Annotated in this window: 20 protein-coding genes; 13 read left to right on the plus strand and 7 right to left on the minus strand. The window is 65.3% G+C overall.

Features of this window, described 5'->3' with window-relative positions; genetic code table 11:
• Positions 1 to 18: 18 nt before the first annotated feature.
• A complete protein-coding gene (locus G154_RS00965) occupies positions 19 to 480 on the plus strand; it encodes a TetR-like C-terminal domain-containing protein (protein ID WP_019512769.1) in 462 nt (153 codons plus the stop codon).
• A gap of 72 nt (positions 481 to 552) precedes the next feature.
• Here the strand turns inward: G154_RS00965 and G154_RS00970 are convergent, their stop codons facing one another.
• Positions 553 to 1,224 (minus strand): TIGR03086 family metal-binding protein, encoded by a 672-nt coding sequence (locus tag G154_RS00970; RefSeq protein ID WP_019512768.1) that lies wholly within the window; start codon positions 1,222 to 1,224, stop codon positions 553 to 555.
• Between the two features lie 63 nt (positions 1,225 to 1,287).
• On the opposite strand from G154_RS00970, the gene G154_RS00975 reads away from it, so the two are divergent.
• Positions 1,288 to 2,235 carry a YafY family protein gene (locus G154_RS00975; RefSeq protein WP_019512767.1) on the plus strand — a complete coding sequence of 316 codons (948 nt, stop codon included), beginning with the start codon at positions 1,288 to 1,290 and terminating at the stop codon, positions 2,233 to 2,235.
• Positions 2,236 to 2,264: 29 nt separating this feature from the next.
• On the opposite strand, the gene G154_RS00980 is transcribed toward G154_RS00975, so the two are convergent.
• Positions 2,265 to 2,657, minus strand: a complete 393-nt coding sequence (locus G154_RS00980; protein ID WP_019512766.1) for a VOC family protein — start codon at positions 2,655 to 2,657, stop codon at positions 2,265 to 2,267.
• A 139-nt stretch (positions 2,658 to 2,796) separates the two neighbouring features.
• On the opposite strand from G154_RS00980, the gene G154_RS00985 reads away from it, so the two are divergent.
• Positions 2,797 to 3,006, plus strand: a complete 210-nt coding sequence (locus G154_RS00985) for a hypothetical protein (protein WP_019512765.1) — start codon at positions 2,797 to 2,799, stop codon at positions 3,004 to 3,006.
• An 18-nt stretch (positions 3,007 to 3,024) separates the two neighbouring features.
• On the opposite strand, the gene G154_RS00990 is transcribed toward G154_RS00985, so the two are convergent.
• The gene (locus tag G154_RS00990; RefSeq protein ID WP_069566722.1) at positions 3,025 to 3,867 is read right to left on the minus strand and encodes an SDR family oxidoreductase; all 843 of its coding nucleotides are present in this window, start codon (positions 3,865 to 3,867) and stop codon (positions 3,025 to 3,027) included.
• Positions 3,868 to 3,956: 89 nt separating this feature from the next.
• Here G154_RS00990 and G154_RS00995 point away from each other — a divergent pair, with 89 nt between their 5' ends.
• Positions 3,957 to 4,871, plus strand: coding sequence for a LysR family transcriptional regulator (locus tag G154_RS00995; protein ID WP_019512763.1), 915 nt, complete (start codon positions 3,957 to 3,959; stop codon positions 4,869 to 4,871).
• A 10-nt stretch (positions 4,872 to 4,881) separates the two neighbouring features.
• Here G154_RS00995 and G154_RS01000 read toward each other — a convergent pair whose 3' ends face one another.
• Entirely contained in the window at positions 4,882 to 5,460 is a 579-nt protein-coding gene (locus tag G154_RS01000; protein ID WP_019512762.1) for a TetR/AcrR family transcriptional regulator, read from the minus strand.
• An 80-nt stretch (positions 5,461 to 5,540) separates the two neighbouring features.
• On the opposite strand from G154_RS01000, the gene G154_RS01005 reads away from it, so the two are divergent.
• Complete coding sequence (locus G154_RS01005) at positions 5,541 to 6,380, plus strand: alpha/beta hydrolase-fold protein (protein ID WP_324607330.1); 840 nt, start codon at positions 5,541 to 5,543, stop codon at positions 6,378 to 6,380.
• On the opposite strand, the gene G154_RS01010 is transcribed toward G154_RS01005, so the two are convergent.
• Entirely contained in the window at positions 6,358 to 6,930 is a 573-nt protein-coding gene (locus G154_RS01010) for a TetR/AcrR family transcriptional regulator (protein WP_019512760.1), read from the minus strand. The genes G154_RS01005 and G154_RS01010 overlap by 23 nt on opposite strands.
• A 114-nt stretch (positions 6,931 to 7,044) precedes the next feature.
• On the opposite strand from G154_RS01010, the gene G154_RS01015 reads away from it, so the two are divergent.
• From G154_RS01015 to G154_RS01030, 4 genes are read left to right on the plus strand one after another with little or no spacing between them, the layout of a single operon-like run.
• The gene (locus G154_RS01015; RefSeq protein ID WP_019512759.1) at positions 7,045 to 7,464 is read left to right on the plus strand and encodes an MmpS family transport accessory protein; all 420 of its coding nucleotides are present in this window, start codon (positions 7,045 to 7,047) and stop codon (positions 7,462 to 7,464) included.
• A gap of 3 nt (positions 7,465 to 7,467) precedes the next feature.
• A complete protein-coding gene (locus G154_RS01020; RefSeq protein ID WP_019512758.1) occupies positions 7,468 to 10,404 on the plus strand; it encodes an RND family transporter in 2,937 nt (978 codons plus the stop codon).
• Entirely contained in the window at positions 10,401 to 12,086 is a 1,686-nt protein-coding gene (locus G154_RS01025) for a GMC family oxidoreductase (protein WP_019512757.1), read from the plus strand. The genes G154_RS01020 and G154_RS01025 overlap by 4 nt, the downstream gene beginning before the upstream one ends.
• A 56-nt stretch (positions 12,087 to 12,142) precedes the next feature.
• Positions 12,143 to 12,952, plus strand: coding sequence for an LLM class F420-dependent oxidoreductase (locus tag G154_RS01030; protein ID WP_019512756.1), 810 nt, complete (start codon positions 12,143 to 12,145; stop codon positions 12,950 to 12,952).
• A gap of 6 nt (positions 12,953 to 12,958) precedes the next feature.
• On the opposite strand, the gene G154_RS01035 is transcribed toward G154_RS01030, so the two are convergent.
• Together G154_RS01035 and G154_RS01040 are read right to left on the minus strand one after the other, a co-directional pair.
• Positions 12,959 to 14,155 carry an acyl-CoA dehydrogenase family protein gene (locus G154_RS01035; RefSeq protein ID WP_019512755.1) on the minus strand — a complete coding sequence of 399 codons (1,197 nt, stop codon included), beginning with the start codon at positions 14,153 to 14,155 and terminating at the stop codon, positions 12,959 to 12,961.
• Between the two features lie 53 nt (positions 14,156 to 14,208).
• Entirely contained in the window at positions 14,209 to 14,859 is a 651-nt protein-coding gene (locus G154_RS01040; protein ID WP_023985818.1) for a TetR/AcrR family transcriptional regulator, read from the minus strand.
• 98 nt (positions 14,860 to 14,957) lie between these two features.
• Here G154_RS01040 and G154_RS01045 point away from each other — a divergent pair, with 98 nt between their 5' ends.
• From G154_RS01045 to G154_RS26695, 4 genes are all read left to right on the plus strand, one after another.
• Positions 14,958 to 16,487, plus strand: coding sequence for an MFS transporter (locus G154_RS01045; RefSeq protein WP_019512753.1), 1,530 nt, complete (start codon positions 14,958 to 14,960; stop codon positions 16,485 to 16,487).
• Complete coding sequence (locus G154_RS01050; protein ID WP_019512752.1) at positions 16,474 to 17,037, plus strand: TetR/AcrR family transcriptional regulator; 564 nt, start codon at positions 16,474 to 16,476, stop codon at positions 17,035 to 17,037. Before G154_RS01045 ends, G154_RS01050 begins: the two co-directional genes overlap by 14 nt.
• 72 nt (positions 17,038 to 17,109) lie before the next feature.
• Positions 17,110 to 17,967: a bifunctional hydroxymethylpyrimidine kinase/phosphomethylpyrimidine kinase gene (gene thiD / locus G154_RS01055; RefSeq protein WP_019512751.1), complete on the plus strand. Its 858-nt coding sequence runs from the start codon at positions 17,110 to 17,112 to the stop codon at positions 17,965 to 17,967.
• A gap of 95 nt (positions 17,968 to 18,062) precedes the next feature.
• Positions 18,063 to 18,536, plus strand: coding sequence for a hypothetical protein (locus G154_RS26695; protein ID WP_157884753.1), 474 nt, complete (start codon positions 18,063 to 18,065; stop codon positions 18,534 to 18,536).
• Positions 18,537 to 18,645 lie beyond the last annotated feature (109 nt).

Raw genomic sequence — 18,645 nt, forward strand, 5'->3', positions numbered from 1 at the left:
CCAGTAAGCCCAGATAGCGTGGCGGTGCTGTACCGTCGCTGGGCCAACAAGGATGACCTGACGCTTGCCGCGCTCGCGCATTATCGCGACAGCAATCCCGTTGAACTCGCCGACACAGGCAGCCTGCGCGGGGATCTGCTTGCCGCGCTGACGGGCATGGGCCGCACCCGCGCAGCCTTTTTCGCCATGGCAGCCGCTGCGGCATTCTCCGGACTGATGGCCGCCAGCGAGCTAACCCCCGCCGAGGTGCGCGATCGAATCCTGGGAGACCAACCGACGGAACGGATCAGGGCCATCTACCAGCAGGCCCACGATCGCGGCGAGATCGACGTGGACCAGATCCCCGCCGCATTGCTCACCATGCCTTTCGATCTGGTGCGCCACGATCTGCTCATGTATGTCGAACCCGTTGCGCACGAACGCATCCGGTCCATCGTCGACGACCTGTTTTTGCCACTCGTCGACCACTACGCGAGGTGACGTTTCTGATCAGATATCAAGCTTTCCGAGTAGCTTCTCCGCCCACGGCGAGGACCGCGGCGAAATCCTCCGTCACAACGGGATCGTTGGCGTCGTGTCGAGGAAGCGGCGCGGATCGCGGCCCGTCCAGGCAACCAGCCGCTCGATGGCGGAAGCATCCTGCGCGATCGTGACAGCCTCGGCGAACGGTACGGTGACCTCGTCGAACCCCCTCGCCGCCGAGATCTCCTCGTAGCGGGTCAGCCGGTTCTCCACCGGCAGCATGCCTCGCATCGCGGCGAATGCCTCCTCCACCACCTCGTCATCCCATTCGGGCCGCTGACCCGTGGCTACGGCCAGGTCCCAGGTATGAACGGTCAACTCGCTGACGTAAGAGGCCAAAACCTTCGCCCCAGCACCTTCGATCCACGGTAATGCCATATGTCGGTCGAGCAGGGCATCGTCAATCCACGCGTCGGTGGCTCGACCCGCCGACGCCCACCACGCATCGAGCCAGCGATCATCGTCCACCGCACTGTCGTTGACGGCCAGCGGATTCGCGCCGAGACCGAGCGCGGCGATCCTCTCCAGCACGCCGACGAGGTGGGCCAGCAGCGCTCGCACGTCCATCCCCACGCAAGGTGTCGCACCGGTGAGCTGCTGCGGCCGGACTTCGGAGATGACTCCCCCGGCCGTGGCCATGGCGCGGTCGAGAGTGCGCCGGGGATCGGTATGGACGTCGTTGCGGGAGCCTGAGATGTTCATGGCGTCATTGTGCGGACCAAAACTGGCCATCTCATGGCCGGTTTTATGTGTCATTGTGATGGCATGCGAGCCGACCGGCTGATCGCCATCCTGCTCCTGTTACAACAACGCGAGCAGGTCACCGCGATTCAGGTCGCCCAGGAACTGGAGGTGTCGGAACGCACAGCGCGGCGCGACCTCGAAGCGTTGTGCACGGCAGGGGTGCCTGTGTATTCCATACCGGGACGAGGGGGCGGGTGGCGCCTTGTCGGTGGCGCTCGTACCGACCTTTCCGGGCTCACCGCTCGGGAGGCACGCGCGTTGTTCCTGGTGGCAGGTCCCGCCTCGACCGCCACTCCCGAAGTGAAAACCGCGCTGCGCAAGCTCGTTCGTGCGCTCCCCGAGCCCTTCCGTGAGCAGGCCGAGGCGGCCGCATCGTCACTGATCGTCGATCCACGACACTGGGGATCCAGCCATCCCGAGCCACGGCCACCCCGCTTTCTGGACGAGCTGCACGAGGCGGTGATCCGCGGCGTCCAAGTGAGACTCGGTTATGTCGACCGCCGGGGCGCGGAGACCAGTCGGATCGTGCACCCACTGGGGATCGTGGCGAAGAGGCCGACGTGGTACCTGGTGTGCGATACCGAACCCGGTCCCCGCACTTTCCGCGTCGACCGGGTCTGCGCTGTCGAGCTCACCGATGATCCCGTTCGGAGGCCACCCGGATTCGACCTTGCGCAAAGCTGGCGCGACATCGCCGATGAGGTCGATCGCCGGCGCACGCCGCTGGAGGCGCACGCCTTGTGCTCGCCCGACGGGCTCGACGCACTGCGCAGAATGCTCGGGGAGCGTGTGGACGTGGGGCGCGGCACGCCCGATGGCCGGATAGAGGTGGTGATCCGCGGCACCGACGAACTCGTACTGGCCGGTGAACTCGCCTGGCTCGGCGAATGGCTGGAGATCACCGGTCCGGGCGGCGTGCGAGAGCACCTGGCCCGCATCGGCGCCGCACTGGTGGCGCGGTACACCTGAGGACCTCACACCTCATGCCGCATCAGCACTCACGTCGTGCGGTAGGTGGCGATCTCGATGAGATTGCCGTCCGGGTCGGTGCAGTAGTACGACGTCATGTCACCTTGTGCGCCGATCCGGTGAACGGGGCCTTCGGTGACGGGCACTCCCACCTCGGCCAGATGGGCCGCGATCTGCGATGGTGCCGCATCGGCGATCACGCACAGATCCAGCGAGCCGGGGGCATCCACCGCTCCGGTTGGCCAGCCCTGCGAACCGGTGGGGCGCAGGTTGAACTTTTGGCCGCCGAACATCAACGCGGTGCGGTCGCCACGAAAGACCTCGCGCCGCATGCCCAGCGCCCGCTCGTACCACTCGGCGGTGACCTCGATATCGCGACAATTGATCACTACATGGTCGATTCGATCGATGGCGAAAGTCATACCCCACGCTACAGCCGATCACCACCGATCGTGGCAGATCGCATCAGGTGATGATGCCAAGTGGATTGCGCAACAACAATTGTGGATGCAGGCCGGGTCTGGGCGAGCAGGGGTGTCAGGGCACCCGTAGGCTCAACGAATGCACAACGTGACTCTGGCCAGCCCGGCGGTGGCCGCGGCGCTGACAGCAGCGTTGACGGTGTACGCGGCATTGATTCTCACCAGCATCGCGGTAGCCATCTACTACGCCCGCAGGCAACGACGACGCCCGGCGATCGCCACCGCGGTGTTGGTCGGGATCCTCACCGTAGGCGGCTTGGTCATGGCCATCGTGAGCAGCGTGGCCTGAACACCCCGTGACGTGCATCTACAGAAACACCGCACGGTGGGCAATCGCCCATTCGCGATAGGTGACCGCATTGCGGCCGGTGATCTCGTGGACTGCGTGCGTGACGACGGCTTGCTCGGTGGTCTCGAACTCCCACTGGGCCATGATTAGATCGAGGTACTCCGGCGGTAGCACCTCGCCATAGAGCGCGCGCGCTTCACGCTCGGAGAGCACCGTGATGCCGATGCGCTCGCCAATCGCCTCTCCAATGAGCCTGACCTGCTCGCGCATGGTCAACGAGTCCGGCCCGGTGAGCACGGCCTTCTCACCATCGAGATCCGGTGTGGTGATCGCCCGGACGGCGACCGCGGCGATATCCTCGTCGGCGATCGGCGCCTGCTGGGAATCGGGGAAGGGCAATCCGACCATTCGATTGTGGCGGATCTGCTGCGCCCAGAAGCGGATGGCGTTGCGCGCGAAGGCACCCGGACGCAATGAGACGGTGGTGAAGCCGCCGCCGCTGATGGCGTTCTCCACGGCCAGGTGCCGTTGCTTGTTGTATTCGACGAACGACTCGTGCCGGGTGGTGTCGATGGTGGAAAGCACCACCACCTTCGTCACACCGGCCGCGCTCAGTTCGTTGACCAGTTCGGGCAGCACCTCCTGCCGGCTGAAGCTGAACAGGAACACGCAATCGACACCCGCGAGGGCGGGTCGCAACGTCGACGGTCGATCGAGATCGCTGGAAACTGTTTCTGCACAAAGCATGTGACTTGATTGCGGATGGCGGCACGTTGCCCGCACCTCCACTCCGCTGCCGCGCAGCTGATTGATGATGGCAGAGCCGACCCCGCCGCTGGCACCGGTGATGAGCACTCGCATCGTGCGTCCTTTCTTTCCTGATGGACTCGACATTAAGAAGCACGACTCATCAACGCCAATAATGATTGCTGATATAAGAGATTCATGGGGTGAATCTTTCCGGGGTCGACCTGAACTTGCTCGTCGTCTTGCATGCAGTTCTCCAAGAGCGCAGTGCGACAAAGGCGGCGACCCGGCTGCGTCTGACCCAACCGGCGGTCTCGAATGCGCTGGCACGGTTGCGGGTGCTCCTCGGCGATCCGTTGGTGGTGCGCTCCGGCCGAGGCCTGACCCCCACCCCGGCGGCGCTGGCAATCCAGCCCCGACTCGACGCCGCACTGCAATTGGTGGAGGGCATCGTTCGCGACCTCGATGACTTCGATTTGAAGACGACGACCCGCCAATGGGTCATCGCATTCGCCGACCTGTACGGTCCGCTGGTGCTACCGGGTCTGGACCGGCTGCTTCAGCAACGGGCCCCCGGGTCCGCCATCAGGGTCGCACCGCTGGACCGCATCAGCGTGGTCGATGCTCTGGCCACCGGGGAGATCGACCTCTACCTGGGAATACCTACGACGATCCCGTCGGCATGGCACTCAGAACCCGCGTTCGTGGACGACATGGTGGGCGTGATGTCTGCACACCGTCCCGATGCCGGGATCGGTATGACACTCGAACGCTTCGTCGATCTGCCGCACGCACACGTCCAGATCAGCCCGGGCCGGGGCCGCGAGGTCGACGATGCCCTCGGTCGGTTGGGACACGCACGACGCATATGCTTCACGGTCTCGCACTACAGCTCGCTGTTTCCGATTGTCGAGAACGGTCGGTGCATCGCCGTCGTGCCACGACGCCTTGCCCGTCACCATGCGCAGCGCTCGGCGATCACGCTTTTCGAGCTGCCGTTGCCACTGCCGTCCTACGAGGTGAGGTTGTTCTGGCATGAGCGGGTCGACAACGACCCCGGGATCGCGGCCCTGCGTGCAGTTTTGCGTGACGTGCTCGATGCCTTGCCGCCAGACTGAGACACTGCGGTCAGCCCCTGGAGAGTGCCCGGCTCATCTCGATGATCAGTCGCGCATTGCTTGCCGACGGGGTCGCCGGATGCAGAACTTGATGCAACAGCATGCCGCGCAGCGCCGCCACCGCGACGGTCGCCATGGCCAGCGCCTGCTCGGTCCCGTTCCCCTCGCGTTCGGCCGCCGAAGCCAGCATGGCGGTCAAATCATCGAGCGAATCGATGAACTCGCCGAAATTCTCGGGGCAGTACGCCGCCAGCGCCGCAACGTGAAAGAACCCGCGTGTGCGCGAGAGTTGTCCGGGTCGGGTGTACGTCCGCCACATCGCCGCGATCAGGTCGTCGAAACCACCGTCCACGGCGACCTTGCTCAGTGTTCGATTGTCACGTGACCGCCGAGCCGTGAGCATGGCCGCCAAAACCCCAGACAATGAACCGAAGTGGTAACGCAGTAGCGCGTGGCTGGTCTGCGCACGTTCGGCAACCTCTCGCAGTGACACGTCCGGTGACGGAAAGTTGTCCCCGAAGGCGTCGAGCAATGTGACCAGCAGGCGTTCGCGCGCATCACCTTTGCGGTCGGAGCTTGACATGGTCATACGACTAGTTTATCCATTGGGTAAGCAGTTTTCCAATGGATAACTGACGCCGAAGCTGTGAAGGACGTTCTATGAGTTCGATGTGGCATGGGTGCCTGCCCGACACCGACTACTTCGAGATCCACTCCAGCGGTGGCCATGACTATGGCGTGTGGGTCACCACGCCGCCGGGCTACACCCCGTCCATGGCGGCACCCGTCGTCTATGTGCTCGACGGGAACTGGGCGGTCGGCATGACGGCGCCGCTCATCGTCACCCAGTTGGATCCGTTACAGCGGATTCAGCCCTACATCCAAGTGGCCATCGGATACGCCGGCGACGAAGCACACGACTGGGATCGACTGCGCAACAGAGATTTCGTCCCGCCCGGCGAGCCTATCGCCCCAGAACTCATCGATGCCGTCGAGATGGGAGTGCGCGATGGCACGAGAACCCGCCGGCAAGCCGATGCCTATGTTGCAGAGCTGCGCGATGCGCACGCTGATGTGTTCCTGACGTTCATCACCGCCGATCTCCATCCCCGAATCGAACGCGAATACGGCACGGCTGACAGCGGACACGGCATCTTCGGCTACTCGTATGGTGGTCTCTTCGCGATGTATGCCTGGCTTGCCGATACCGGGCTGTTCGACACCGTCGGAGCCGGAAGTCCCGGCGTCATCGGCGCAGATAGCCAGATCTTCACCATGCTCGACACCATGGGTGACACCCGACCGAAAGCAAGACTCCACGTCACGATGAACGAGCGAGAGCTGTTGGGAGAGTTGACCGTATATCAGAAGCTGGCCAGCAACGTCACAGACGTCCTTCATCGACTACTCCCCTGCGACGGCGTCAGTGCCGAGATCTTGCGCGAGACTCATGTCACCGGAATGCAGGCGTCGTTCCTTAGCTACCTCAGGACCTGCCGCCCGATGTGAGGCCACGGTGTAGATCGATGAGCTCGACGAGATGTCGGTGCACATCGTCCAAGGGCGCAGTCGAGCGTTGCGCGATGGCCATGACCACCGCCCCTTCGATGGACGCGATGGCCATGGTCGCCAGGCTGGCGCGGGCCTCTTCGGGAATCCCGTTGTCGCGCAGAATTGCCGACAGCGACTGACCCCACTCGGCGAAGACCGCGGCGGCAACCTCAGCGGCCTCGGGTGAGTCGCCGCGACCCAACGCCGCGGCAACGATGGGGCAGCCGGCCGCAAAGTCCGCGGCCACCAGCATGGCCTTCCATTGGTTCACGAACGCCGCGAGCGGATCAGCGGCACCGTTGAGCGCGGCGATATAGGAGCCGATGACGGCGCCGGCGCGCGCGGTGGCCGCCGACACCATCTCAGTCTTTCCACCGGGAAAGGCCAGGTAGATGGAGCGGCGGGAGACGCCGGCACGCTCGAGCACGGCGGCGATCCCAGTTCCGGCGACACCGAATCGCTGCATCAGGTGGATGGTGCTCTCGATGAGTTTGTCGCTCGCTGCCATGCCGCCGCGACACCCCTTTCGTGATGACCATCACATGCAATCGGTCGTTGTCACTATACCAATCGGTGTACTAGCGTCCGGTAAACCAATCGTTCTACCAACGGAGGCGCGACGATGCTGGATGGTCAACGATGGATGGTGGCCGTGATCGTGGGAGTCGTTGCCGTCTCGGCCGCGGTGATCGGCTCACTGAGGTTGCGTGACATTCCGGATCGCGCCATCGGTCATTCCCCTCCCCCGCATGCGGTGGCCGATCCGCGCGAGCGACTCGTCGAGTACCGGCTGGACGGCGATCCCGGTCGCCACGCCGTGGTGTCCTACCTCACCCCGGAAGGGCACGTCGTCGACGCCAATGTGGTCCTGCCGTGGCGCACCCAGGCACCCATCAGCACACTGACCGCCGCCGTCGGCCTCGCCGCTCAGACCAGTGGCAGTCGTCTACGTTGTGAGATCGCCGTCGCCGGGCAATCGCGAATCCTTCGAGAGGCCACGGCAGACGCCGCCGTCGTCAACTGCTCGATACCGGCGGCCTGAACCATGACCATTCCCAAGGCCCTTCGCGGCATCGCGGGCGAACTGCGGCACCCGATACGTATGAGCGACGTCCGCACCGCCGCTGCGGATCGGCCGTGGTGGGCCCGAGCGCTGTATGGGCTGTCACTGCCCATCGTGCTCGGGTGGTTGGTCGTCGTCGGCGCCCTCAACATCGCCGTGCCGCAGTTGGAAACGGTGATCGACCAGCACGCGAAATCGTTTCTCCCCGACGAGGCATCCGCGGTGCAGGCGCTGGTCAAGATGGGCGATCACTTCGGCGGCGGCGGCAGTAACAACTTCGTGTATCTGCTCGTCGAGGGCCAACGGCCCCTCGACGAGCCGGCACGCGACTACTACGACGCGGTGGTCCACAGACTCACTGCCGATGAGCGGCACGTGAGTTCGATCATGAACCTTTGGTCGGATCCCGATCTCGCACCCGCCGCCCAGAGCGCGGACGGCAGAGCGGCCTACGGGCTGGTGAATCTCACCGGAAACATGGGCACCGCAGCCGCGATGGAGTCCACCCGCGCCGCGCGCGACATCATCGCCGCGGTGCCGGCGCCCGAGGGCGTCTCGGCACACATCACCGGTCCATCGGCCGTGGTCAACGACGAGTTGGTGGCCATCTCGGATTCGATACTGCGGCTCATCATTCTGTGCTCCGTCTTGGTGACTGCCGTGCTGCTGGCGGTCTATCGTTCGCCGGTAACGGCTTTGGTGCCGCTGATCACGGTCGCTGCCAGCCTCGGCGGCGCACGGGCGCTGATCGCTCTCTTCAGTCAGATGGAATGGATCAGCGTGTCGATCTTCGCCGCGGCACTATCGGCCGTGGTGGTGCTGGGTGCCGGTACCAACTACGGAATCTTCCTGGTGGGGCGCTACCAGGAGGGCCGCCGCCGCGGACTGGACTCCGAGACCGCCTTCTACGCGGCACTCGGCGGTGTCGCACACATCATCATCGCATCGGCACTCACGGTGGCCGGTGCCATGGCGTGTCTCACGCTCACCAGGCTGTCGATCTTCAGCACGTCGGGACTTCCCTGCACCATCGCGATTGTCGTAACGCTTTGTGCGGCATTGACATTGGGGCCCGCTCTACTCGCGATACTGATCCGGATGGGATACGTCGAGCCCCGCGGCGACGGCTCCGCCCGCCGATGGCGACGCATCGCCACAGCAGTCGTGCGGTGGCCGGGGCCGGTGCTGACCGGAGCCACCGCCATCTTGCTGGTGGCGATCGCCTTCGTGCCGCTGTACCAGCCCAGCTACGACGAACGGCGCGCGCAGCCCACCGATTCCCCCGCCAATATGGGGTTTGCGGCGGCCGACCGCCACCTGCCGCCCAATGTCATGGCCCCGAGTGTGGTCATCATCGAAGCCGACCACGACATGCGCAATCCAGCCGACCTGATCGCCCTGGAACGGTTGACCGCCGCCATCGCAGGCCTGGAAGGTATCGACGCGGTGCAAGGCATGACCAGGCCGTTGAAAGCGCCGATAGCGCAGGGCACTTTGGCAAGCCAGGCCGGCTACATCGGCAGCCGGATCGAGCAGAGCGCGGCCCTGCTGAATGCTCGGTTGGGTGACATCGAGGCCGTCGAATCCGCCCTCGACGGCCTCGACGGATCGGCCAGGGCACTCTCGAGCGCTCTCTCCCAGGGGCAGAGCGGTGCCGGCGACGTGGTCTCCGCCATGACCGTCCTGAAATCCGAAGCGGTGAACCTGACCTCGAAGCTGGCCATCGTGCAGGATGCCAGTCAGCCCGCTGTCGATGTTCTCAGGGGCCTTCCACAGTGCCAGTCGATCGAGGTCTGTCAGGGCGCGTTGACCGGGTTCTCGCTGATCGACGACGTCCGCGGACTCGACGAGCTGTCCGCCAAGGTCGAACAGGGCACCGCCGCGGCAGCCGCCGCCCTTCCGCACGCGGCGGCGCAGATCCCGGCCATCACCTCGGCGATTGCTCAAGTGCGGCAGGTGATCCAACCGCTCAAAGGCAGTCTGCAAGCGCTCATCCCGCAGACCACCGAGATCACCGCATTTCTTGACGAGGTGAGCCGTTCCTACGCCGAAGGGGCACCGTCCACCGGGTTCTTCCTACCTGCCCAAGCCATCGACAGCCCGCTCTTCCGCAGCGCAGTTCCCTATTTCTTCTCCTCCGACGGCACCGTGACCCGCATGGTGGTGACGCCCGAGATCGAAGGATTCAGCCGTCAGGCAATGGATTTGAGCGAGCGCGTGATACCCGCTGCGCTCGGTGCGATCAAAGGAACCTCGTTGCAGGGTGCGACCGTGAGCATCGGCGGCCCCGGCGGGACCCTGCTGAACATCGAATCCTTCGCACATGAGGACTTCATCGCCATCGCGGTCGCAGCATTCGCGTTCGTGTTCTGCGTCGTGCTGGTGTTGTTGCGCAGTCTCGTCGCCGCGGTGGTGGTGATCACGACAGTCGGGATCTCTTATCTGGCGGCGTTGGGGCTGGGCGTGTTCGTCTGGCAGAACCTCGTGGGCAACCCCCTGCACTGGGCAGTTGCGCCGGTGGCATTCTCTTTTCTGGTGGCTGTCGGTGCCGACTACAACATGTTGCTGGTGAGCAGGATGAAAGAGGAGATGGCGGCCGGTACGGGCACTGGTCTGATCCGCGCGATGGTGGGCACCGGCAGCGTGGTCACCACCGCCGGTCTCACCTTCGGGGCCACCATGTTCGCGATGCTCGGCAGTTCGGCCACCAATATCGCCCAGATCGGCACGACCGTCGCGTTCGGGTTGGTGATCGACACGCTGATCGTTCGTTCCCTGATGGTTCCGGCCATCGCGCGGTTGTGTGGCCGATGGTTCTGGTGGCCGACGGCATTCGTCAGAATGCCTGCCCACGCCGGGTCCGCATCACCCACACTGGACCCGACGAGAAACGCACGGGAGGAACGACTACACACATGACCGGCGCCGCCGAATTCGACTACGTCATCGTGGGTGCGGGCAGCGCCGGCTGCTTGCTGGCGAACAGGCTCAGCGCCAACCCCGAACATCGCGTGCTGTTGGTCGAGGCCGGTGGTGACGACGACTGGTTCTGGATCAAGATCCCGGTCGGTTACCTGTACACCATCGCCAACCCGCGGACCGATTGGTGCTACGCGACCGAGGCCGATCCGGGCCTGGCGGACCGCAGCATCATCTATGCGCGCGGCCGGGTGATCGGCGGTTGTTCGTCGATCAACGCCATGATCCACATGCGTGGGCAGGCCAGCGATTATGTCTCGTGGGCGCAGGCAACCGGTGATGACCGGTGGCTGTGGGGCGGTCCGGAATCCGCAGGCCAGACCTTGTCCATCTACAAGCAGTTGGAGGACTACTTCGGTGGCGCCGATGAATGGCACGGCACCGACGGCGAGATCCGTGTCGAGCGACCGCGCGTGCGCTGGAAGATCCTGGACGCCTGGCAGGCCGCCGCCGCCCAGGTGGGGATCGACCCCATCGAGGAGTTCAACCGCGGCGACAACGCCGGCAGCGCGTACTTCCACGTCAATCAGCGCCGAGGACGTCGCTGGTCGATGGCCGACGCGTTCCTCCATCCGATCGCCCACCGGTCGAACCTCACCGTCTACACCAAAACGCAAGCGGTACAGCTGTTGACGGATGAGCAGGTGGCCGACAGCCAACGACGTGGCGCCTGGACCACCGCCGCACACCGCGCCACCGGTGTGCGGATGATCAAGGATGGACGGCAGGTCGATGTACGGGCCCGACGCGAGGTGATCCTCAGCGCCGGTGCCATCGGTTCACCCCACCTCATGCAGGCCTCCGGTCTCGGACCGGCCGGGCTGCTCGCGGCGCACCAGATTCCGGTGCGCGTCGACCTTCCCGGCGTCGGCGAAAATCTGCAGGATCACCTCCAACTCAGAACGGTCTACCGAATCCAGGGCGCTCGCACCGTCAACACGCTCTATCGCAACCTGATCACCCGGGCCGGCATGGGATTGCAATACCTGTTGACCCGGTCAGGTCCGATGACGATGCCGCCGTCAACCCTGGGTGCCTTCGCGACCAGCGACCCGAGCCGCACGAGCCCGGATCTGGAGTGGCATGTGCAACCGCTGTCGCTGGCCAAGTTCGGCGAGCCGCTACACCGGTTCGGAGCCATCACTCCCTCGGTGTGCAATCTGCGGCCCAGTTCTCGCGGCCACGTACGACTGGCGAGTGCCGATCCCCTCACCTATCCGAAGATCTCGTGCAACTACCTGTCCACCGACGATGATCTGCGCGCCGCCGTGCAGGGCTTGCGGATGACCCGCACCATCATGGCGGCGCCGGCGCTGGCGCCCTACCGTCCGGAAGAGTTGCTACCCGGCCCGCAACTGGTCAGCGATGACGACCTGCAGCAGGCCGCCAGGGAGCTGGGCACCACCATCTTCCACCCGGTCGGCACCTGCGCCATGGGCGCCTTCGACACCCGAGGCAGGCCGCGGTCCACCGCCACGGTGCTGGACACCGACTGCCGGGTGTACCGGGTCGCCGGTCTTCGTGTCATCGATGCCTCGGCAATGCCCACCATCACGTCAGGGAACACCAATGCACCGGTCATGTTGATCGCCGAGCGAGCCGCGCGGGCCATTCTGGAATAAACGCGCCGGGGTCGTACTTGGCTCAAGTGTCCTCCTCCCCCGACTCTGGAGTGCTCATGAATCGACCTGTCCGCGTCGCTGTCCAGGTACAGCCCGGTGGCACACCCGACTACCGCACGTGGCGAGACGCCGTCTTGGCCGCAGACGACCTCGGCGTCGACGTGATCTTCGGATACGACCACTTCCACCGGCCCGCGATGAAGGGCATCGTCGACGGAAAACCCGTGATGTTCGACGAGCAGCCCGACGTCGCCAACTTCGAGGGCTGGACCGCACTGGCATCGTGGGGCGAGATCACCTCGCATGCCGAGATCGGGCTTCTGGTCACCGGGGTCGGGTACCGCAATGCCGACCTGCTCGCGGATATGGCCCGCACCGTCGACCACATCAGCGGCGGCCGCCTCATCCTGGGGCTCGGTGCAGGTTGGTACGAGAAGGACTATGTAACATACGGATACGAGTTCGGCACCTTCGGTTCACGCTTCGACCTGTTCGACGAAAGCCTGATCCGCATCGAGAACAGGCTTGCGGCTTTGGTACCGCCGCCGGTACGTCAGCTTCCGATTCTCATCGGCGGGACAGGCCCCAAGCGTTCGCTGCCGGCCGTGGCCAAGCATGCCGACATCTGGCACGCGTTCCAGGACCTGGATGGCTTTCGTCGGTCCAGCGACCGTGTCGACGAGTTGGCGGCGAGTTTTGGCCGCGACGGTACCGATATCGAACGTTCGACACTGTGGCAGGACCCGGAAAGTGCCGACGCCTTCCGCGAAGCAGGCGTCACGTTGTTCCAGACCGAACTCACCGCCGACGACGGTTACGATCTGGCAGCACTCAAGCAGGTGCTCGCCTGGCGCGACAACGGGTGATCGCGATCAGCCCGTGATATCCCGGCCGATCAACCGCCGCGCAATGATCCACTGCTGCAACTCGTTGGCGCCCTCGAATATCTCAAGGATCTTGGCGTCGCGGTACATTTCCTCCAGCCGCACCGACTCGCCCGTCTCACCGACCTGCCGAGCGAACCCGAGCGCGCCGTATATCTGGATCGCCTCTCGCACAACATCGTTGGCCAAGCGCGTCCCGTATGCCTTCGCCATCGCAGCCTCCGGCTCGGCGGTCCTGTCGCCGCGATCGACCAGGGTCGCCGCCTTCTGATACAGCGTTCGAGCACACTCGATTTCGGTGGCGCGTTGGGCCATGACGAATTGCCAGTGCTGCATCGCACCCAGCGGAGCGCCGAACACCTGACGGGTGCGCAACCTGTCGACGGCCAGGTCCACCGCCGCCTGGGCCACTCCCACGCCCGCAGCACCTATCCCGATACGTCCTCGTACGAGCGCCGACAGCGCGACCGCCATCCCGCCGCCCGCTTTACCCAGCAGATTCGATCGTGGAACGTGCACATCGGTGAACTCGATGTCGGCGGTGATCTGGCCGCGGTGGCCCATCTTCAGATCCGGCGTGCCGATCCGCACACCCGGTGACGAGAGGTCGACGAGTAGCATGGTGGCTCGATCACTGCCCTCGCCTGCCCGCACCAACACCGAGACCCATCCCCTGGCGACACTGTTGGTGATCCACCGCTTGCGACCGTTGACGATGAATCCGTCCGACGTCTCCTCGGCCACAGTCCGCAGGCGTGCGGCGGTCAGATCAGAGCTGGTGTCGGGTTCAGTGGTCGCGAACGCGAAAGCCATGCGGCCGCTGACCAATTCGGGGATCAGGCGGGCCCGCAACTCGGCAGAGGCGAACGTCAGTGTCTGCGGTACCAAAATACATTGGCCATCGAATACACCCGCCAACGACGAAGAGTGGTAGGCGATCTCTTCGGTGACGGTGCATGTGCCCAGCATCGGATGCTGCAGGCCCATACCGAAATCCGCGCCGAACGGCACCCCGAAGAGACCCTCGTCCGCCAGGCCCCGGAAGGCCTGCCAGGGGAAGCTCTCCGTCGACTCTTCGCGCTGTCCGATCTCGCGGGCGTAGGGCACCACCGAGCGGTTGACGGCGTCGCGAGCCAACTCTCGCACGCGCACGATTTCCTCGGGCAACCAGACGTCGTGCGTCATACGGTCTTGAGTACGTTCGATCACCGGATCACAATAACAGTCAGCTATGACCGTTATGAAGACTGCGTATCTGGCCGTTCCGACAGCATCCGGACGGCCATGTCGTTCCACAACCGAAGGTGCGGATCGGTATCGGCAGTTCGCTCGCCGATCGAGTAGGTCAGCGCCACCCCGCGCATGCTGCTGAAAAGCAACTCACGCAGGTCGGGAAAGGCTGGATGACTGCTGTGCACCGGCCCGAACATCGTCGCGATGACATGTTCGATGGCTCGGCCGAGTCTGCGCTCGGCCTCCGCCAATCCCGCGCGCAGTCCGGGATCGGTCCGCGCAGCGGTCCAGAGTTCCATCGCCGCCCAGAAGTACGGCTGCCGAAAAGTGCTCCAGAGCAGGCTGATCGCATAGTCGATTCGCGCGGACCCACTCGCGGCACCGTCGGGAACGGCAGCGTCGAACCACCGCTCCATCTCGGCGACCCGTTCGATGGCCAGGTGCTGCGCAGCAGCGATCAGCAGGGCGTCCCTGGACGGGAAGTAATGCAGCAGCCTGCCGCGGGACACCCCCGCCAACCGTTGGATGACGACGGTGGTCGCACCGCTGTAGCCGTTCTCCACCAGAGCGCGCACCGCCGCGTCGAGGATCAAGGCGCGACTGTCGGCGCGCCGGTCGGGGCGCGAGACGCGTGCTGCCCTCGGGTGTACCACCACGGTGACAGCGTAGAGCAAACGGTCATCGTTGACTGCTAAGCCCTTGGACAACTCACTTGGGCGTATTAACCACTCATTTGAGCTGTTATGGTCGATCCATGGCTATCGAGACACCTGGCAGCACGATCAGGGCGGGGCGCCGCGAGTGGTCGGCGCTCGGAGTGCTGGTGTTGGTGGTGACACTGCTCGCGATCGACGGGACTGTTCTGTATCTCGCCGTTCCCTCGTTGACGACCGATATCGGACCCAGCGCCACGCAGTTGCTGTGGATCGGCGACATCTATTCGTTCGTGTTGGCCGGCCTGCTGATCACGATGGGCAATATCGCCGACCGCATCGGCCGCAAGCGGCTGCTTTTGATCGGGGCCGCCGCCTTCGGGGCCGCGTCGACACTTGCCGCCTTTGCCCCGGACGCCGGAACACTCATCGTCGCCCGCGCCTTGCTCGGCATCGCGGGAGCCACCCTGATGCCCTCCACGTTGTCGATCGTGCGGGCAATGTTCGCCGACGCGAAACAACGCACGACGGCCATCGCCATCTGGTCGGCCGGCGCCATGGCCGGTGCGGCTGCCGGTCCGCTCGTCGGAGGCCTGCTGCTGGAACACTATTGGTGGGGATCGGTCTTCCTGATCAATCTGCCGATCATGGCGCTGGTGCTGATCGCCGGCCCCATCCTCATCCCGGAATCGCGGGGCGATGCCGCCAAGGGCATCGACATATGGTCCTCGCTGCTGTCGATCGCGGCCATCGTGCCGCTGGTGTACGCGGTCAAGCACTGGGTCGGTAGCGGCTGGGACGCCGCCGTTCCCATGGCCGCGCTCGTCGGAATCGCAAGCGGCTGGCTGTTTCTCCAGCGCCAGCGGACGCTCACCCATCCGCTACTGGACATCACACTGTTCCGGGTTCCGGCGTTCGCCGGTGCCGTCGCCGCCAACGGATTGGCCATTTTCGCGTTCATCGGACTTCTCTACTTCTATTCGCAGTACCTGCAACTCGTGCGGCAGTTCGGTCCGCTGCAGGCCGGCTTGGCCGAACTGCCGGGCACGCTGGCGTCGATCGCGGTGATCGCCGTCGTCGGCGCCGTGAGCACCCGGCTCGGCGCGGGACGTGCGATCGGACTGGGGTTGGCAACCGGAGCGCTCGGATTGACGGGTATCGGCCTGAGCGTGTTCCACGCCGGCTACTGGCCCCTGGCCCTTGCTCTCGTCGTGATCGGGTTCGGCATCGGTATCGCCATGACGCTGTCGACCGACGCGGTCGTGTCGGCGGTACCGACGGAACGCGCGGGAGCGGCTTCGGCGATCGCCGAGACCGCCTATGAGCTAGGTACCGCGTTCGGGATTGCAGTACTCGGTTCGCTGCACTTCCTGATGTACCGGAGTCATCTGGACCTGCCGGTGGGAACTGCAGCGGCGGACGCCGAGTCCGCGAATGCCTCGCTGGCCAAGACGATCACGACGGTGTCGGACCCGGTGGTCGTCCAGCATGCGCGTGACGCTTTCGCCACCGCCGTACAGACAACGGCCTTCACCGCGGCGGGTCTGCTGGTCCTTGCCGCCGTGGCAGCATGGCGGGTGATCCCGTCGGATCGCATCGGTCTGCGAAAGGACAGCCATGACGGCAAATGAGCCGACGGCCACCCGCGACAAGGAGCGGACCCGGCGGGCGATACTCGTCGCAGCCGAGAAGATGTTCTCCGAGCGTGGATCCAAGGCCAGTCTGGCTGATATCGCGACCTCGGCCGGAGTGACCCAAAGCGGTCTTCGACACCATTTTCACAGCAGGGAAGCATTGCTTTTCGGCGTGGCCGAAGACATCGTGCAGCGGTACTGGACCGAGATCCACAACATGGTCGATCTGTCCGAAAATCGGCCGGGAAAGCTGATGCGTGCCTACGTTCGCGCACTGACCGGTGCCGATGATCTGCTCTCGACGCTCCTGGACCCCACCAGTCTGAGTGCGGCCCTCGGGCACCCCGCGATCTTCGAGGATCTGTTCCTCCGAGACGCTGCGCGGTGGCGTGCCGCGCTGGCCGCAGACGGCCTACCGATGGACCTGGTCCTGGTCATCCAACATGCCGCCGAGGGCCTGGCGATGGCCAGGAAGAGTCCGTACCTGACCGAGGCGGATCTGCAATCGGCCCGAACCAAGTTGCTCTCGATGACCGAGGATGTCTGACCTTTCTCCGATGCTCGGGTGACGGGCGGCTAATGTCATCCTCGCCCTGACCCCCACCGACGAGCACGACGGATGACTGACCCGACCGAGCTACCGCCGGCCGCACCCGGCCACACGCCGCGGCGAGTCATGACCATCGCCGGTTCCGACTCCGGCGGAAGCGCGGGCCTGCAGGCCGATATGCGGACCTTTGCCATGCTCGGCGTACACGGGTGTGCCGCGGTGACCGCCGTGACGGTGCAGAACACCCTCGGCGTGAGCGCCTTCCACGAAGTGCCTACCGATGTCGTGGCCGGACAGATCACCGCGGTGGCCGGCGATATCGGGATCGAGGCAGCCAAGACCGGAATGCTGGCCTCGACCGCGATCATCCGAGCGGTCGTGGCGACGTGGCGCAGCGCGGGCCTGACCGGGTCGGTCCCACTTCTCGTCGACCCGGTGTGTGCATCCAATGTGGGCGAGCCGCTGCTGCACCCCAGCGCACTCGACGCCATGCGTCACGAGCTCATCCCCACCGCGACGCTGATCACGCCCAACCTGGACGAGGTTCGGCTTCTCGTCGGTATCGATGTCGTCGACGACGCCACCCAACGCGAAGCGGCACGCGCACTGCATGCACTGGGGCCACAGTGGACCCTGGTCAAAGGCGGCCACCTGCGTACCTCGCGGATCAGCTCGGATCTGCTGTTCGACGGTGCCGACTTCCACGAGTACGCCGCGTCGCGGGTCGACACCCGCGACGACCACGGCGCAGGCGACACGCTGGCCGCGGCGATCACCGCAGCACTGGCCCACGGCCACACGGTTCCCGAGGCCGTCGGTTTCGGGAAGCGGTGGGTCACCGACTGCATCCACGCCGCGTACCCACTGGGCCACGGCCTCGGAACGGTCAACGGGCTCGCCAGACTGTTGGACGACGGCAGCGCTTAGGAATCGGACAAACCGGGTAATTCACCGACGCCAATTTCGCTGGGCTCGACATCTTGTCTCGCCCAGCGGCCGTACTAGCAGAATCGAGCCGTCAGATGACCGTCCTTCGAATCGCCCGGACTCTCCCGCTTGCGGCCGCCGTGTCGGGCGCAGTTCTCTTCGGCGGGCTGACCGCCTGCAGTTCCGACAGTGAGGCACCGGACAGCACGACCACCACCTCGACCACCGAATCGACGATGACGACCGCGCCGTCGACCGGCGCGGCCACCACCACCCTCGCGCCGTCCTCGCCGATGCCGCCGGCCGGTGGCGGCGCCGATGCCGGCCCGGGCGGGGCCACCGCCAGCGTGCCGGGAGCCAGTGCGGGCGCCGGACCCGGCGGCGCCAACGCCGGCGTCCCCGGAGCAGGAGCCGAGGCCGGGCCGGGAGGCGCATCGGTCGGCGTCCCGGGTGCCGGCGCCGAGGCGGGACCGGGAGGCGCCTCTGCAGGTGTTCCCGGTGCCGGAGCAGGTGCGGGCCCCGGCGGTGCGGGAGCGTGCGTCGGCTCGGTCTGCGTCGGAACCCCGTAGCGCATTCGAAACGTGGCGGCCCTGAGGGCCGCCACGTTTCGAATGTATGTGGCGCTCCTAGTGTTTTAGTGGGCGTCTTTGTGCTGTTGAGGGTTGATTTGCAGTGCAG

The sequence above is a fragment of the Mycobacterium sp. VKM Ac-1816D genome, assembly GCF_000416385.1.
Classification (GTDB): domain Bacteria; phylum Actinomycetota; class Actinomycetes; order Mycobacteriales; family Mycobacteriaceae; genus Mycobacterium; species Mycobacterium neoaurum_A.